The organism is Ruegeria sp. HKCCSP346 (genome assembly GCF_017872595.1).
Lineage (GTDB): Bacteria > Pseudomonadota > Alphaproteobacteria > Rhodobacterales > Rhodobacteraceae > Ruegeria.
The window spans coordinates 394,154-410,054 of record NZ_JAEDOT010000002.1; the positions used below are offsets into that span (position 1 = coordinate 394,154).

A 15,901-nucleotide genomic window follows, 5' to 3' on the forward strand; every position below is an offset into this window, starting at 1 on the left:
CCGGAATCGATCAAGCTTTTACGCTATTCGCTCAAGTTGAGCCTCAGATGCCCTTAGTTTTCCCGGCGTGATATCGAATCGTGCTTTGAACGCTTCGCTGAGGCGCGATTGAGAACTGAACCCGCATTCAAAAGCGATCTCCGCCAATGGATGTTGCGTCGTCTGTATGCGCATCAATGCAAACGACAGGCGCACATCACGCAGCATTTCGGTGAAACCGGTGCCTTCTTTGCTGAGCGTCCGCCGCAATGTAGCTTCGCTCATACCAAGCTCTCGGGCTGCTTGCGGTGCTTTCCAACTGCGCTCCAGATCACCCTCGAAGAGCATCCGCAATCGATCCTTCAGTCCTTCACAACAGTGAATACGGTGCGCGGCACCCTGAAGCTGTAGCCACATGAGCAATTCCTGCGTTCGATAGGATAAGATGCCATCACAGAGTTCGGGATCATCCAGGCTTGCGACAACGCGCGAGAAAGCGTCGTTGAAGCCGTTCGGCATGATCCCTTTTCTGACTTCGCGCGCAGTGCTTGGGTTTGGATGCCGTTGCAGGAAATCAGAGATAACACTGTCGTCAATCACCAAGCCTTCCGAGAAGTAGAGGCCAGTATCACCGATGATATTCCCGATCGTCAGATTTTCACCACGGCGCAGATAGACAAACTCGCCTTGCTCAACCGTTGTCTCAGCACCCGCAAAGGTCCGCACCGTTTTACGCCCGGAGCGGATACGTAGAATGCAGGTTTTGGAGATGTGGAGTTGATGAAAATCGGCGCTGCAGCGTTGGCGGAATTCGACATATCCCACAAGCCGGTTCATCGTATGTGTCTCGGGCAGATGTGAACCGTCCATTCGGCTATCTCCTTGCAGCGCACTCTGCCTTTTATTCGTACACTGATATTTCGACCAGGTTTTGATCTGGATCTCGCAGATACACGGATTTGATGGGTCCGGTTGCGCCTGTGCGCGGAACGATACCTTCTTCAATCTCGACGCCACAATTTTCGAGATGCGCAACAACTTCAGCGATCGGGACAGCCGAGATCAGGCAAAAATCGCCACTACCCGGTGTCGGTGTCAGGGATTTGGGCTCAAATTCGTTGCCATGTTGGTGAAGGTTGATCTTCTGCGCCCCAAACGAAAGCGCCTTACGTCCTCCCGCAAATTCCGTCACCTCCATTCCCAGAACCTTTGAATAGAAGTCACAGGTCGCATCGATCGAGGCGACTGTTAGGACGAAATGATCCACGCGATCAATTTGCATTGCTTGGTCTCCTTACTTTTGCAGACAAAATAGGTGTTTGCCCTCGACCAAAACCATTGATTAATGACGACAGACCCCATCTCGATCCCAGATGCCGGGACTAAGAGGCCTCGGGGAACTCACTGGTCAGGTGGACCATCAGCGATTTGATAGGCCGCGACAGTGCTTCAGCATCCCGCACAGCCACCTTCAACGTGCGTTCAGCCCAGCTATCCGCCACAGGAGCCATTCGCAGGTTAGAGGCTGTCAGGTACGGCTCGACAGCTCCAAGCGGCAATATCGCGATGCCTAGACCCGCTTCGACCATGCGCCGCACACCATCAAAGCTGAGGACTTCAACCCGTGTTCTCAGCTCCAACTCTTGCTCTGCGGCGCGCTTCTCGATGAAGGCCTGCAGAGAGCTGCCCTTCTGAAGGCCGACAAGATCATGTGTTGAGAATTCGTTGAACGAAACTGGCCCGTCGGTCCCTAGGGAATGGCCCTTCGGTGTCAGGACAACAAGTGTGTCTCTGCGATAGGTGAACACGTCGAGATCCGGGTTTGGGATCATGCCGGAGAAAATGCCGACATCTGCAATACCATCGCGGACGGCTGTTACGATTTCATCTGACGTTTGCTCGGTGAGATCGATCCGCATGTCGGGATGATCCGCGACAAACAACGCCAGATCCTCCGGCAAAAACTGTGTAATCGCAGACGTATTGGCCGCGATCCGCACAGTTCCACGCAAGCCTTGCGCAAAGTCGCTCATATGATCGTCGATACGATCTAACAGACGCTGCAGGTCTTTGGCATGGCGAAACATTTCTTCGCCGGCAGGCGTGAGGGCAACGCCTTTTTGCTGTCTGTAAAAAAGAGCAGTACCAACCTGGGCTTCAAAATCAGATATCCGCTTGCTGATGGCGGACGCGGCGATGTTCTCAGTTGCAGCGGCCTGCGCGATGCTCTTCGACGTAGCCACAGCCAGGAAGAGTTCGAGGGTAACGAGGTCAAATCTTTTCCGCATGGCTCAGGTACTCACTTATCTCAATGAGATTGCCGTCCGGATCGTACAAATACAGCGAAAGGATTGCGCCTTGAGCGCCGACGCGCTCCACGGGTCCTTCTTCTATGCGGAGACCTATCTCTTTAAGGTGGGATTCTACATGAGAAAGGCCATGCTCGACCAGCAAACAAATATTTGCAGACCAAGACCTTCCAGCATTTTTGGGCGGCCCATAGTGCCGATTGTTGGGCTGAAGATTGAGCTTGCAGCGCCCGAACGTCGCTTCGACACGGCCATCATCCAACCGGTTGATCGCCATGCAAAGCCCGCCGCCATAAAAGGCGACGGACTTCTCGATGTCGGCACAAGTGAGCACTGCGTGATCCAGTGCTGCCCACGCGATGCGGTGTGGCTTCCCCATTAGAACAGCCTTGGCAGGATCAAGACGATCTGTGGGAAGAACAGCACCAGCAGGATGGTTGCAAGGATCGGGATCAGGAACGGCAGGACCGATAGCACGACCTTTTCAAACCGCATTCCCGTGATCGGAACAAGAATATAGAGGACCGTCCCAAATGGCGGCGTTATCACCCCAACCGATAGTGTGATCACCATAAACACGCCAAAGAACAGCGGGTCCACTCCTGATGCGGCGACGGCCGGAACCAGAATAGGCGTCAGGATCAACACACTCTCGATCACAGACATGAAGCAGCCGACCAAGACGAAGAACACCATCAGGATCAGCAGAAGGATCGTCGTGTGCAGATCCATAGCGACCAGACCGGCAGCCAAAGCTTGCGGCACCTGCAGGCGCACCAGCAGCCAACCATAGAACCCTGAGATCGCGATAATCAGCAGAATGACGGCACTGAACTCCATGCTTTGCACAAAGACCTGGAACAGCTCTTTGAGCTTTACATCGCGGTAGACAAACACGCCGAGAGCGATCGCGTAGGCACAGGCTACGGCACCCGCTTCGGTGGGTGAAAAAATGCCACTCCATATGCCCCCTACGATGATCAACGGCGTCAGCATCGGAAGCACGGCTCGGTGGCCGGTTTCAAACACCTCTCGCGCTGTTGGCAGCGGGCGCGTCGGCATGTCGATTTTGTACGACATGATGAACGTCGTCGCCATCAACAACATTGCCATCAGTACACCAGGTACAAAGCCAGCAAGAAACAGATCCCCGACGCTCACATCTGCCTGCCAGCCATAGACAAGCATGGCAACGCTTGGCGGAATGATCGGCCCAATCACGCTGGATGCCGCTGTGATGCCGGTGCTGTATTTCAGGTCATATCCCTTTTCCCGCATGGCCCGGATTTCCAACGCGCCAAGGCCGGCCGCGTCGGCGGAAGCTGTGCCAGACATGCCCGCGAAAATCATTGAAGCCACCACGTTCACGTGCCCCAGCCCCCCACGGACAAACCCGACCATGACATTGGCAAAGTCAAAAATCCGTGTCGTGGCGCTGCCTCGGTTGAGCAGGTTTGCCGCGAGGATGAAGAGCGGGATTGCCAACAGTGGGAAACTGTTGAGCGTCTGCGTAATCTTCAGAGACATCAGCTCCACCGGTAAGCCACCGGACGCGGATGTCATCGCCAAGGCGAGAAGACAGGTTGCCCCAAGTGCAACAAAGACCGGCAGACCCAACGCCATGAAAAAGATCAGGCCACCAACAAATGGTAAGAAGATTTCCATGATCTCTACCCTTCCTGTTTTGGCTTGTCGAAAAAAACACCGACAAGACGGAGAAGGGATGCAAAGACCATGCCTGCGAAGGCGAGCAGCAGTCCCCCATAGTAAATCGAAAAACTCATTGAGAGAGCCGTTGTGCGGTTGTTGACGCTCCGCTGCATCATCTCGGCAGCTCCCCATGCAGCAAGCACGAGGAATACAATCGACAGGATTTGCAGAAAGAGCGCATACCGTGAATGCCAGACACCTTTTATGGCCATAGGCACCAGCTCAACGGCAATGTGGGCCCCGCGAGACCACGCGCCGATCGAGGCGAAGGCAACGGCGTAGATCGTGATCAGCGTAGCGATTTCTTCGAGCCACGGAACGGGAAAGCGAATGACATCTCGCGACAGGATCGACAGGACCAGCAATCCAACAAGCCCCATCAGCATGATGCCCGAGAACAGATCTGTGATCTGTACCAACGTCTTTTCGACGCGGCCCACGTTGCGTGTCGGCATCGCCGCAGCGTCCGTATTTTCATGTTCAAGCTGCATGTGGTTTCCCCCTGCGCTTTCAGAAAACGCCCGCCATAAAGACGGGCGTCTAGTTTCAGGGAGGTTACGAATTTGCTGCGATCGCGCTTTGCACGTCTTCGATCACACCGTCAGCCAGCGATGACATTGCATTGTCGATAGCGGGCTGTGCCTTGGCTTTGAATGCAGCCACGTCAGGCTCAACCACGGTCATGCCTTTTTTCTTGAGCTCTTCGAGATAGAACACATCCTTCTGTGCTTCGACAGCAGTGCCTTCAGTACGCGCAATCTCGACGGCCGCACGGACGACGGCCTGGTCTTCATCGGATAGGCCCGAGAACCAGGAGTTCGATGCCACCCAATGCCATGGGAAGTGCACGTGGCTGGTCATGATGAGATGCGATTGCACCTCATAGAGCTTGCGCGAGAACGGCGAGACGAGAGAGTTTTCATGGCCATCGACCTGACCGGTCTGCATTGCAAGGTAGATCTCCGTAGCGGGCACAACGACAGTTTGCGCGCCCAGACCGCTCCATACATCGACCCAGACAGGAATGCTCGGCAGACGCAGCCGGAACCCGTCGAGGTCTTCTGGTGTCGTAATGGCCTTGTTCGAGGTCATATGGCGCGGTGCACGCATCTGAGCGCCCATCTCTACGATACCGCCCTGATCCATGCCGCGCTGCTGTAGAGCCTTGCCAGAGTCACTGGCCATGAAGGCTTCGACAGCCGCGCCGCTCGGGAACAGGAACGGGATCGAGATCGGATCGTAGTCAGGTGCGTACTGAGCGCGCCAGTTACCACCTGTCAGAGAGATCTGGGTCTCACCGATATTCAGCAGTTCCAGGACAGCATTTTCACCGCCCAGCTGACCACTCAGGAATGGAACAACCTCAAACCGGCCCGGAGCCAATTCCTCGAGCGCAGCCTTGAAGCGCATAATACCGGCTTCTTCCGAGCCGCCCGGTTTCATGGTCGTATTGACCTGTATTGTGATTTTGTTTTGAGCAAGAGCGGGTGTTGCCAGTGCGGCCGTTGCCGTTGCTGCTGCAAGAGTTTTGATCGCAGTGCGTCGCGTGAAATTCATGGTTTCCTCCCGAGAATTCTATGGTCCCAGAAGGATCAGCCGAAACCTGTTAACTGCCCAGAATTGGTTCGATAACGGAGCCATCGCGTTTCGCGATGAACATGAGCTTTGTTTCATCCTTTTGCTATGGAGGCTTTTTGGGGTCTTTCGCTTCTGGATTGGTTAAGCACACCTAGAACCACTAGAACCGGCGACTGACGAAGCTCTTCAAGAGCTTTGTGCTTGCTGCGTTTCGAGAATTTGTTGCGCACGGGCAAGCACCGGTTTGTCAACCATCTGGCCACGAAACTGGAAGCTGCTTTTTTCAGTTTTAGAGGCTTGGAGAACGGCATTTGCCCATTCGAAGTCACTGGAACTCGGGGAAAATGCAGTATGAACAATTTTTGTTTGGCGCGGATGAATACACATCATACCACCCATTCCAGACGCTCTCGCATGCTCTGCTACACGTTGAAGCCCGATTTCGTCGTTCAAATCCGTGAAAACACCATCGACCGGCGGAGGAAGGTTGCCCAGCCGAGAGTTTGACACAAGCATGAACCGGGCTGTGTCGAGTGTGGATTGGCTGGCAGCATGGGATAGATCCACCCCCAGATCTAGGGACAAATCAATTGTACCAAGCAGAAGACGCCCAAGGTTTTGTAAAGCCACGATCTCCTGCAGGTCGACGAGGCCATGCACGGTTTCAATGAGTGGCCAGACAGGCGTTCCTGACCTTCGTGTCAATTCCGAACAGCTCTTTGCTTCAGCTTTGGGAAGTATGATGCCTGCCAAGTTTTTGTGACTTGCCAGTGCAAGATCTTCATCGTGGAACTCGCTGTCAGTGCCATTGATCCGGATCAGTATGTCCTGGCTGACAGCCTTGTCCAGAAAGCTTCGCGCATGATAGCGTGCTTTCACTTTGGTCTCGGGTGACACCGCATCCTCAAGGTCAATGATGATGGCATGGGCACCTGAGGCTGCCGCTTTGGTGAAACGCTCTGGCCGGTCCCCGGGAACGAAGAGAAAGCTGCGGGCTGACTTTAGTTTAGGCATCAGATCACCCTTTCTTTTTGCAACTTTGAGATTTCGCTGCCTGAGCAGCCAAACTCTGCAAGGAGATCAGCGGAATGTTCACCTAGCGCAGGTACGGCATCCATACGGGGCTCTGATCCAATTCCACCTGGGGGAAGCAGCGCAGGAATTGACCCTTTTGGTGTTTGCACCTCGCGCCAACGATTGCGGGCTTCAAATTGCACATGATGCCAGACGTCGGACATGTCATTCATGTTCGCATTGGCGATACCGGCCCGGTCCAACCGCTCGATCACCGTTTCGGTTGTCAAACCATCGAAACTGGTTGTGATGATCTGGGTAAGTGCGATCTTGTTCTCGGCGCGCAGACTGTTCGATGAAAATCGCGAGTCTGCTGCAAGCCCTGGTGCCTCAAGCACCAGTTCACAGAAGGCTTTCCATTCGCGTTCATTTTGAAGGCCCAGAATGACCGTGCGCCCGTCCCCGACAGAAAAGGGGCCATAAGGGAAAATAGTGGCATGGCTGGCACCGGCACGCGCAGGAGGTTCAGCCCCCTCATAGGCGTAGTAGAGCGGGTAACTCATCCATTCTGTCATCGCATCCAGCATCGACAGATCAATCTCGCAGCCCTTGCTGGTTTTTTCACGTTGCATGAGCGCTGTCAGGATGTTCGTATAAGCGTACATTCCGGCCGCAATATCCGCGATTGAGATCCCGGCTTTGCTTGGATCATCCGGCGTTCCGGTCGTGCTCATAAAACCGGCTTCCGACTGGATCAGAAGATCGTAGGCCTTGCGGTTTTCGTCCGGCCCACCTTTGCCGTATCCAGAGATATTGCAGACGATGACACCGGGGTTGACCTTGGACAGCTCTTCATATCCAAGACCAAGCCGCGCCGCTGCACCTGGGGCGAGATTTTGAACAACAACATCCGCTTTCGCGACCAGCTTTTGCAGAATCTCGGCCCCGTCAGGGTGTTTGACATCCAGCGTCAGGCTTTCTTTGGACCGGTTTGTCCAGACGAAATGCGAAGCCATCCCGTTTACGCGCGTGTCGTAGCTGCGCGCGAAATCTCCAACGCCAGGTCGCTCAACCTTGATCACGCGCGCGCCCAAGTCGGCAAGCTGGCGTGTCGCAAAAGGTGCGGCAATCGCATGTTCAAGACTGACGACTGTAATTCCTTCAAGTGGGAGCATTAGAATGACCTCGGCAGGCCGAGGACATGCTCGGCGATGTAAGACAGAATGAGATTGGTGGAGATTGGAGCGACCTGATAAAGCCGGGTTTCGCGGAATTTTCGCTCCACGTCGTATTCGTCGGCAAAACCGAACCCGCCATGAAATTGAAGGCAAGCATTGGCCGCCTCCCAGCTGGCCTTCGCTGCCAGATATTTGGCCATGTTGGCTTCAGCCCCACAGGGCTGGCCCGTGTCAAAGAGCTGGCAGGCTTGGAACCGCATGAGGTTGGCGGCTTCTAGTTCAATTTTAGCTTCTGCAATAGGGAACTGAACGCCCTGGTTCTGACCAATCGGCCTGCCAAAGACTTCGCGCTCTTTGACATAGGCGCTCACCTTGTCGATGAACCAATGGCCATCGCCGATACACTCAGCCGCGATCAATGTGCGTTCTGCATTGAGCCCGTCCAATATGTAACGAAACCCCATGCCTTCTTCGCCTATCAGGTTCTCCGCGGGGATCTCCAGATCGTCAAAGAAAAGCTCATTGGTCTCGTGATTGACCATGTTGGGAATGGGGTTCACTTCCATGCCGTTGCCGATCGCATCTTTGAGATCGACCATGAAGATCGACATGCCGAGCGATTTCTTATTGACCTGATCTATCGGGGTGGTGCGGGCCAGCAGGATCATCAGGTCAGAGTGTTGAACACGACTGATCCAGACCTTTTGGCCGTTAACAACGTAGCGGTCCCCCTTCTTAACCGCGGTCGTCTTGATTTTGGTGGTATCAGTCCCGGTCGTAGGTTCTGTCACCCCCATGGATTGCAGTCGCAATTCACCACTGGCGATCCGGGGCAGATATCGCTGCTTTTGCGCGTCCGAGCCGTGGCGCAGCAACGTGCCCATATTGTACATCTGGCCGTGACAAGCGCCTGAATTGCCCCCAGCCCTGTTGATCTCTTCCATGATGACGCTGGCTTCGGTGAGTCCCAGGCCCGAGCCGCCATATTCTTCCGGGATCATGGCGGCAAGCCAACCAGCCTCTGTCAGGGCGTTGACAAAAGCCACTGGATAGCCGCGCTGTTCGTCGATTGTCCGGTGATACTCTGGAGGAAATGTGGCGCAAAGTGCCCGAACGGCTTCACGGATGTCTGTGTGGTCGTACTCCATGCCAAACCTCAAGCAATTGTCGCTTTGGCGTTCATGGCTAGCGCGCCATCCTGGCGACGGGCCCAGAGACGGAAGTTCGTCCCACCCTCTTCAGCCGTGCCGTGGACCGAGAAGGTTTCATTATCGATGATTGTCGAAACTGCTCGGAACTCGAAGCTCTTTACAGTCGCTTCCGGCATTTCGCGGCGTAGCAGATCAAGCAGTAGAGTTGCCAGCAGCGGTCCGTGAACGACAAGCCCAGCGTAGCCTTCTGAGTTCACACAGAATGGCTGATCGTAGTGAATCCGGTGGCCATTGAAAGTCAGCGCGGAGTAACGGAACAAGAGAACCGGATCCGGATTGATGTCGCGGGAGAAATCGGAAGCGCTCGGGGCTTGCGGCGGTGTCAGGGCCTGGGCACCCGCCTTCGGTTCCTCGCGATAGACAATGTCATGCTCTTCATCGATACCAAGCGTGCCGCCGTCAAAAACCTGGTGGCCAACAGTTACGAAGACCAATTGACCGGACCGCCCTGTTTTTGCCTTCACCGATTTGATTGTCGAAATCTTCTTTAGTTCTTGTCCAATTTGCATTGGAGCATGGAAATTTAGTCTACTGCCTGCCCACATCCGACGTGGCAAAGGCACCGGGGGAAGGAAACCACCAAGGGCAGCATGACCATCATACCCAGCATCACACAGTTTGAAGACCGGCAGGAAATGCAACCAGTGCCAAAGCGGTGGCAGTGCGGTCTCGTTGCTGTAGACCGGGTCGTCACGATCGAGTGTCGCGGCCAACGCGTTCGCCGGGAATGGCGCGATACGCTCAATCCTTTGTTCCGTTTTCCCCACCCATTCCTGGAGTTGTTCCTGTTCCATGGCACCCTCGACAGTCAGTTTCAAAGACAGGGTTACACAGTTCTTGCCTTCAGAAAATTCGCATATAAATAAGCCCGCGTTCGTGTTAGGTGAACGCCATGAACCTTGAACTCATCGATCTGAAGCTCTTTGTATGCATTGCCGAATGTGGAAATCTTACACATGGAGCCGAAAAAGCATTTCTGTCGCCACCGGCAGCCAGTGCCCGTATAAAATCGCTCGAACAGGAAACCGGGCAGCAATTGTTCTTACGAAGCAACAAAGGCGTCACGCTGACCGATGCAGGCAAGGTGTTCTTACGTCAGGCGCGTTTGGTTCTCCGTCAAGTCGACTTTCTGATCGAGGAAATGATCAACCCGGATTCCGGCCACATTCGAATCTCGGCAAACACCACTGCATTGACTGAGTTCTTGCCAGAAACGCTGGCGCATTTTTTGTCAAAATGGCCGGGAGTTACGGTAGATTTACAGGAACGTCTGACACGTGACATTGTTCGCTCAGTTGCAGATGGCACATCCGATCTCGGGATAATTTCCGGTGACCCCAAGACAGATGACCTCGACATCATTCCATTCTCAGCTGATAGATTGATGCTCGCAACGTCAGCTCATCATCCATTGACCAAATCCGACGGCGTAATGTTCAAAGATACCTTGAATTTTGAGCATATTTCGCTGCACGAGGGCAGTACACTCCTTGACTTTTTAAGGCGGCAATTTCGGCGTAGTGGATATGAAAAGCACCTTCGCTTACAAGTCCGGAGCTTTGAAGCGATGTGTCGGCTTATCGAAGCCGGAGTTGGGATAGGTATCGTTCCGGAATCCGCAGCCAATCGCCACAGAAAAACGATGAACATCGCCTTGTTGAATCTGCAAGATGACTGGTCAATCCGTACCCGATCTGTCCTCGTTAGAGATCGGACCAACTTACCGCCCGCAGCACGCGCGCTCGTTGATATGTTAGTTGAGTCGAGTCCAGGTGGTGAGAGATTGATGATGGAAAATTCTGCTTCAAGCGCGAGCCCTTAGTTTTTCTGAGGACATAGAAGAGCTAACTCTTGGTCCGGTGGATGCCCCTTATCGAGAAGATCAGGAAACTTGTGTGCCCCAAATTGGAACCTCTACATTCCAGTATGGTGGCTCGGGTCCATTATGGGGAGCATCAAGAACTGGTAGTGAATCCCCCAACAAGTTTCCGCAAACAATCCGGTCGCGGCTCTCTCCCGTAAAAGCCAGACTAGATATGTTCTTAAGCCTCTCGGCAGGCGAACTATCAAAGTGCGTTCGATCCATCGTGTGATCATCGAGTGCTGCTTCAACACTTTCTACCCAATTGTTGTCGCGTTCCCCGACAACCAGGGTAGGTGCTGCTTCGGGATCAATGTGATAAAGCTCGCTCGATACAATACAGGCTGCGTAAAGACCGCCAGCGCCGTCCAGTTCAATACCATCCACGAACGTGCCAGGCCCGAACTGGACGAAGAGTTCCGGCTCACCATGCACGCCGCGTTCATCAAGGCGCGCGCGCGTGATCTTCTGACCAAAGGTTTCCGCGATGTAGAGCCACCCGTTTTCATAGTCGGGACGCAGTTCATTGGTGTAGTGCAGCCCTTGCAAGACAATCGAAAAGGAATTGTCGGAATTGATCAGCCCGACATAGCCGTTCTTCACATTACGCCGATAGGCCCGTGAGCGCGGCCGCAGCTTCGATGAGACCGTCACCCAGGTTTTGCCAAGTTCATCGACATAGACAAAGTTCGCCGGTGGTAGCGCGTCTTCCTTGGCAGCGATGGCATGTGGTCTCATACCATCCGCATCCAGCTCCAAGATCCCCCCTGCATCAGAGATGTTGGCAATGAGGAACGAGCCGTCTTGCCGCAGCGCAATCCCGTTTGGCACGACCGGCATTCCGCCAAACTCAGTGTCGTCTTGCAACAGGAACTGGCGACCATCCGGAAGAATCCGCATGACGCCAGCGCCTTTATGCGAGCAAAAAATATCGCCAGAACGGGTCGCAAGCACACATTCCGGACGGCTTAAACCTTTTCCGATATAGGATATGCTTGGTTCGTTGGTCATGCCGCAAGGTTCTTCGAAATACTCGCTTCAACTTCACGCCGCAAACGATAGGCGTCCGTGTTCGTATCTGCTCGCACGTCACTCCATTTGACAGGCTGACCTTCAGAAACATCTCTGATCAACGTGACATTGTGGGCAAGGCCGAGTGGGACGTAGCCCTCAGCAACAGAAATCGATGCTGGGCGAAGACCACCGGCCACGGTGTATCCACCCTCGCCATCAAGGATTTCGCCCTTCTTCAGCTCTCGCTTCGAGACAGCCACAACATCGGCACGGAACTCATGCGCCGCCCCTGTAGGCTCCTTGCGAATACCCACTGATGCGACCGAGATCCCGAGCTCCAGCCCGATCAGGTGCCAGCGCTTGTAGTTGCACATGTAGCGTCCGCTGTCGTCGGTCACGACTTTGTACTCTTCAAAGCAGTTGCGCAGATACTCGGTGTCCCCTTCAAAGCAGACCCAGACGCCTTTCCGAATGTCATGCGGGATCTGCTCACCTTCCGGTGTCAGGCAAGAGATAACATCCACCATGCCCTTGTGATCCAGCACGCCGCCCTCTGAGCGCGGCCGCGCCAGATTTGGAACGTCATCGATCCCACCCGAAGGGAAGACCAGGCCGTTTTCAGGGGCATCCAACCCGCACACATTAGCGATGGCCGCACTCTCAATGGCAGGTTTCGAGCCGTCCAAAAAGGCATTGAACATTTTAGGGTTCAGCCGACCGCGTTCCGCTTGCTCCTTCGTTAGACCCCAATGCTCCCATACGGTGTCAGGCGTCGATTGCCGATAGTGCGGCATCCACTTGTGGCCGCGACCAGCCGCAACGACGCTGAAACCGCAGCCCCGTGCCCAATCGACCAGGTCACTGGCAAGCGCAGGTTGATCTCCATATGCCATGCTGTAGATCACGCCCGCTTCCCGAGCTTTGTTAGCCAGACCGGGCCCGACAAATGCGTCTGCTTCAACTGTTACATTGATGATGTGCTTGCCGTTTTCGAACGCCTTGAGGCAGTGCGTGACGGCTGCGATCGGGTTCCCTGTGCATTCGATGATGATTTCAATTTCCGGATGCGCTGTCAGCGCTTCCCAATCATCGCCGACGAAGGTTGCGCCTGATGTTGCCGCATCATCCAGGCTGGATGCTGAGTAAGCCGTAGCATCCCAGCCAACGAGCTTCATATTGGATTTGGCAGCATCAGGACGCAGATCAACGACACCAACGATATGAATCCCCTTCAATCGAAGTGCCTGCGCAAGAAACATCGTGCCAAACTTGCCTGCACCGATCATTCCAACACGAACCGGCTGACCACCCGCTGCGCGCTCCTGAAGTTTCGTAAAGAGATTCATTCGGCGTTCTCCTTGGACCAGCCTTCTTGAGTGAGGAAATCGAAATCGCAGCCTTCGTCGGCCTGCAGAACCGTCCGGCTGTAGAGCCCGCGATACCCGCGACTTTGCAGCTCCGGACGTTTGTGCTGTTCGAGACGGCGGGCGATCTCGGCGTCATCGACCAGTAGATCGATACGCTTGTCAGCGACCGAGAGACGAACACCATCTCCATTCTCGACAGCAGCCAATGGCCCTCCAACCGCGGACTCGGGTGACATATGGAGAACGATGGTTCCGAAAGCCGTGCCAGACATCCGCGCGTCTGAAATTCGCACGATATCTTTTATACCTTTCCGTGCCAGTTTCTTTGGGATCGGCAGATACCCGGCCTCTGGCATTCCCGCAGCCACTGGTCCCGCGTTCTTCAGAACCATGATGTCATCGGCCTCAATGTCGAGATCCGGGTCATCAACGCGCCTGGCGAGATCTTCGAGACTGTCGAAGACAACGGCGCGGCCTTCGACCTCAAAAAGCTCTGGTGTCGCCGCAGCGCGTTTGAAAATGGCTCCCTGCGGGGCGATGTTTCCATAAAGGCTGATCAACCCACCTTCATTTGAAACAGGATCGTCAAACGACCGGATTACCCGGCGATCAACCCAATCAGGTTCATCGTCCAGCCGATCCGCCAGGGTTTGTCCTGTCACATCCACCGTATCGAGGTGCAGGAGGTGGCGGATTTCGCGCAAGACAGCCCCGACACCGCCAGCGGCATAGAAATCTTCCATATACCCTTCGCCAACTGGCTTCAGGTCAACCAAAACCGGTGTTTCGTCCGAGATTTCATTGAGACGTTCGGGTGAAATCCGGATGCCGAGGCGACCCGCAACAGCTGTAAGGTGAACGATGGCATTGGTAGACCCGCTTACGGCCATCAGCACGCGGAAAGCGTTCTCTACCGACTTCTGGGTAATCACCTCACTTGGTTTTCGAGGGTTCTGGATCAGATCAACAGCCAGTTTGCCGCATTCCTCGGCTGCAACCAACCGGTCAGCGTGAACAGATGGTATGGCCGCTGTGCCAGGCAAAGACATCCCTAGCGTTTCGGCAATGCACGCCATGGTGCTCGCTGTTCCCATAACTGCACAGGTGCCGGCCGTTGTCGCCAATCGGCCCTCGATCTCCGCGATCTCTTCCCCTTCTACCTCACCGGCACGGAACTTGCCCCAAAAACGGCGGCAGTCGGTGCAGGCACCCAGGCGTTCACCCTTATGACGACCGGTCATCATCGGGCCGGTCACAAGTTGCACGGCCGGTATGTCGGCGGACGCCGCACCCATCAGCTGGGCTGGAACTGTCTTGTCGCAACCACCAATCAAAACCACCGCGTCCATTGGCTGCGCGCGAACCATCTCCTCAGTGTCCATGGACATGAGGTTCCGGTAGACCATGCTGGTCGGGTTCAGAAAGACCTCGCCAAGTGACACCGTTGGAAACGGTCGCGGCAAAGCTCCTGCAGCCAACACACCGCGCGAGACAGCTTCGACGAGCTCAGGCATCGCTCTGTGGCAGTTGTTGAAGCCCGAAGGGGTCATCGCGATCCCGACAATCGGTTTGTCAAGCATTTCACGTGATAGCCCCATAGAGCGGGCGAATGAACGGCGTAGATAAGATGCGAAGTCCTTATCTCCGTAATTTGTCAGCCCACCCTGAATACCTTTTCCTTCAGACATTCTGTTCCTCCTTCCGGCAATCGACACCAAGCAGTCGTTCATAGACGAGCACCATCGCGCCTTTGTCTTTGTCCCCATGGCCCTCAAGAAGTGCCTGCTGATAGGTGGTTGTCGCAGCGGCCAACACAGGTGCCGGGATCTGATAACGGGCTGAGATTTCAGCACCGCTGATCAGATCCTTGTAGGCCGCTTGTAGCGGGTAGCCGGTGTCAAACTTGCCTTCGAGGATCTGGGGAATGAAATATTCCGACGCATAGCTGCGGCCGGTCCCTGAATTCACAACCTCGGCGGTGTTTTCCGGATCAAGGCCCAGCTTCTTTGCCATCGGCAGGATTTCGGCCAGAGCCGCCATGTTGATATCGAAGAGAAGCTGATTGATCAGCTTGGTGAGCTGGCCTGAGCCAACAGCGCCAGTGTGCAGGATGCGGTTCGACATTTTTGCCAGAGCTGGCCGCAGCGCCTCGACAATCTCACCGTCTCCTCCGATCATCATCGTCAACGTGCCCTCCTGGGCTCGCTTCCACATGCCAGAGACGGGCGCATCGAGAAAACGCAACCCGAGGGCTGAAAGACGCTCGCTAATACTGAGGGTCAGTCCGTATTCTATGGTTGAGGTATCGATGACAACCGTGTCGGCTGAAAGATGCTGTGCAATCCCATGTTCAGGGTCGAACAGTGACTTTTCCACGATACCACCACTTGGCAAACAAGTGATCAGCACGTCCACTTCTGAGAAATCTGCAGCACTACCGGCCTTCTTGGCGCCGGCTTCAGCGGCGGCATTCATAGCGTCTTCGCTGAGATCAAAGACCATTACGTTGTTTGAGCTAGCAAGGTTCACCGCCATTGGCGCACCCATTTGACCCAAACCGACAAATCCAAATCGCATGTCGATCTCCTTCCCTTTGTTTTCGGAAGAAGTATCACTGCATGAGTTTCAATCTGGCATTCTCTATCGAGAACGCCCCGGTCGGCATTCGCGTGGTTGGCAT

Annotated in this window: 16 protein-coding genes; 1 reads left to right on the forward strand and 15 read right to left on the reverse strand. The window is 54.8% G+C overall.

Translation table 11 applies throughout. The features are described from left to right. Positions 1-18: 18 nt before the first annotated feature. The 11 genes from I9185_RS10440 to I9185_RS10490 all read right to left on the reverse strand — a co-directional run bounded on the left by I9185_RS10440 (position 19) and on the right by I9185_RS10490 (position 9,773). On the reverse strand, positions 19-849 hold the full coding sequence (locus I9185_RS10440) for an AraC family transcriptional regulator (protein ID WP_210093001.1): 831 nt from the start codon (positions 847-849) through the stop codon (positions 19-21). 31 nt (positions 850-880) lie between these two features. Further along, the gene (locus I9185_RS10445) at positions 881-1,261 is read right to left on the reverse strand and encodes a VOC family protein (protein ID WP_209835562.1); all 381 of its coding nucleotides are present in this window, start codon (positions 1,259-1,261) and stop codon (positions 881-883) included. Positions 1,262-1,361: 100 nt separating this feature from the next. Continuing rightward, positions 1,362-2,267 (reverse strand): LysR family transcriptional regulator, encoded by a 906-nt coding sequence (locus I9185_RS10450; protein WP_210093002.1) that lies wholly within the window; start codon positions 2,265-2,267, stop codon positions 1,362-1,364. Next, the gene (locus I9185_RS10455; protein ID WP_210093003.1) at positions 2,251-2,667 is read right to left on the reverse strand and encodes a VOC family protein; all 417 of its coding nucleotides are present in this window, start codon (positions 2,665-2,667) and stop codon (positions 2,251-2,253) included. The genes I9185_RS10450 and I9185_RS10455 overlap by 17 nt, the downstream gene beginning before the upstream one ends. Then, complete coding sequence (locus I9185_RS10460; protein ID WP_210093004.1) at positions 2,667-3,953, reverse strand: TRAP transporter large permease; 1,287 nt, start codon at positions 3,951-3,953, stop codon at positions 2,667-2,669. The genes I9185_RS10455 and I9185_RS10460 overlap by 1 nt, the downstream gene beginning before the upstream one ends. A 5-nt stretch (positions 3,954-3,958) precedes the next feature. Continuing rightward, complete coding sequence (locus I9185_RS10465; protein ID WP_210093005.1) at positions 3,959-4,489, reverse strand: TRAP transporter small permease subunit; 531 nt, start codon at positions 4,487-4,489, stop codon at positions 3,959-3,961. A gap of 64 nt (positions 4,490-4,553) precedes the next feature. Further along, positions 4,554-5,555, reverse strand: a complete 1,002-nt coding sequence (locus I9185_RS10470; protein WP_210093006.1) for a TRAP transporter substrate-binding protein — start codon at positions 5,553-5,555, stop codon at positions 4,554-4,556. 207 nt (positions 5,556-5,762) lie between these two features. Beyond that, positions 5,763-6,590 (reverse strand): CoA ester lyase, encoded by an 828-nt coding sequence (locus I9185_RS10475; RefSeq protein WP_210093007.1) that lies wholly within the window; start codon positions 6,588-6,590, stop codon positions 5,763-5,765. Then, a complete protein-coding gene (locus I9185_RS10480; RefSeq protein ID WP_210093008.1) occupies positions 6,590-7,765 on the reverse strand; it encodes a CaiB/BaiF CoA-transferase family protein in 1,176 nt (391 codons plus the stop codon). Before I9185_RS10480 ends, I9185_RS10475 begins: the two co-directional genes overlap by 1 nt. Beyond that, on the reverse strand, positions 7,765-8,916 hold the full coding sequence (locus tag I9185_RS10485; protein ID WP_210093009.1) for an acyl-CoA dehydrogenase family protein: 1,152 nt from the start codon (positions 8,914-8,916) through the stop codon (positions 7,765-7,767). The genes I9185_RS10480 and I9185_RS10485 overlap by 1 nt, the downstream gene beginning before the upstream one ends. A gap of 8 nt (positions 8,917-8,924) precedes the next feature. Beyond that, on the reverse strand, positions 8,925-9,773 hold the full coding sequence (locus I9185_RS10490; protein ID WP_210093010.1) for a MaoC family dehydratase N-terminal domain-containing protein: 849 nt from the start codon (positions 9,771-9,773) through the stop codon (positions 8,925-8,927). A gap of 98 nt (positions 9,774-9,871) precedes the next feature. On the opposite strand from I9185_RS10490, the gene I9185_RS10495 reads away from it, so the two are divergent. Further along, positions 9,872-10,801, forward strand: coding sequence for a LysR substrate-binding domain-containing protein (locus I9185_RS10495; RefSeq protein ID WP_210093011.1), 930 nt, complete (start codon positions 9,872-9,874; stop codon positions 10,799-10,801). A 60-nt stretch (positions 10,802-10,861) separates the two neighbouring features. On the opposite strand, the gene I9185_RS10500 is transcribed toward I9185_RS10495, so the two are convergent. Genes I9185_RS10500 through I9185_RS10515 form a run of 4 tightly spaced genes read right to left on the reverse strand, consistent with a single transcriptional unit; the run spans position 10,862 to position 15,798 of the window. Next, complete coding sequence (locus I9185_RS10500) at positions 10,862-11,851, reverse strand: SMP-30/gluconolactonase/LRE family protein (RefSeq protein WP_210093012.1); 990 nt, start codon at positions 11,849-11,851, stop codon at positions 10,862-10,864. Beyond that, positions 11,848-13,200 carry a Gfo/Idh/MocA family oxidoreductase gene (locus I9185_RS10505; RefSeq protein ID WP_210093013.1) on the reverse strand — a complete coding sequence of 451 codons (1,353 nt, stop codon included), beginning with the start codon at positions 13,198-13,200 and terminating at the stop codon, positions 11,848-11,850. The genes I9185_RS10500 and I9185_RS10505 overlap by 4 nt, the downstream gene beginning before the upstream one ends. Next, entirely contained in the window at positions 13,197-14,909 is a 1,713-nt protein-coding gene (locus I9185_RS10510; protein ID WP_210093014.1) for a dihydroxy-acid dehydratase, read from the reverse strand. The genes I9185_RS10505 and I9185_RS10510 overlap by 4 nt, the downstream gene beginning before the upstream one ends. Further along, positions 14,902-15,798 (reverse strand): NAD(P)-dependent oxidoreductase, encoded by an 897-nt coding sequence (locus I9185_RS10515; protein WP_210093015.1) that lies wholly within the window; start codon positions 15,796-15,798, stop codon positions 14,902-14,904. Before I9185_RS10515 ends, I9185_RS10510 begins: the two co-directional genes overlap by 8 nt. Between the last annotated feature and the right edge of the window lie 103 nt (positions 15,799-15,901).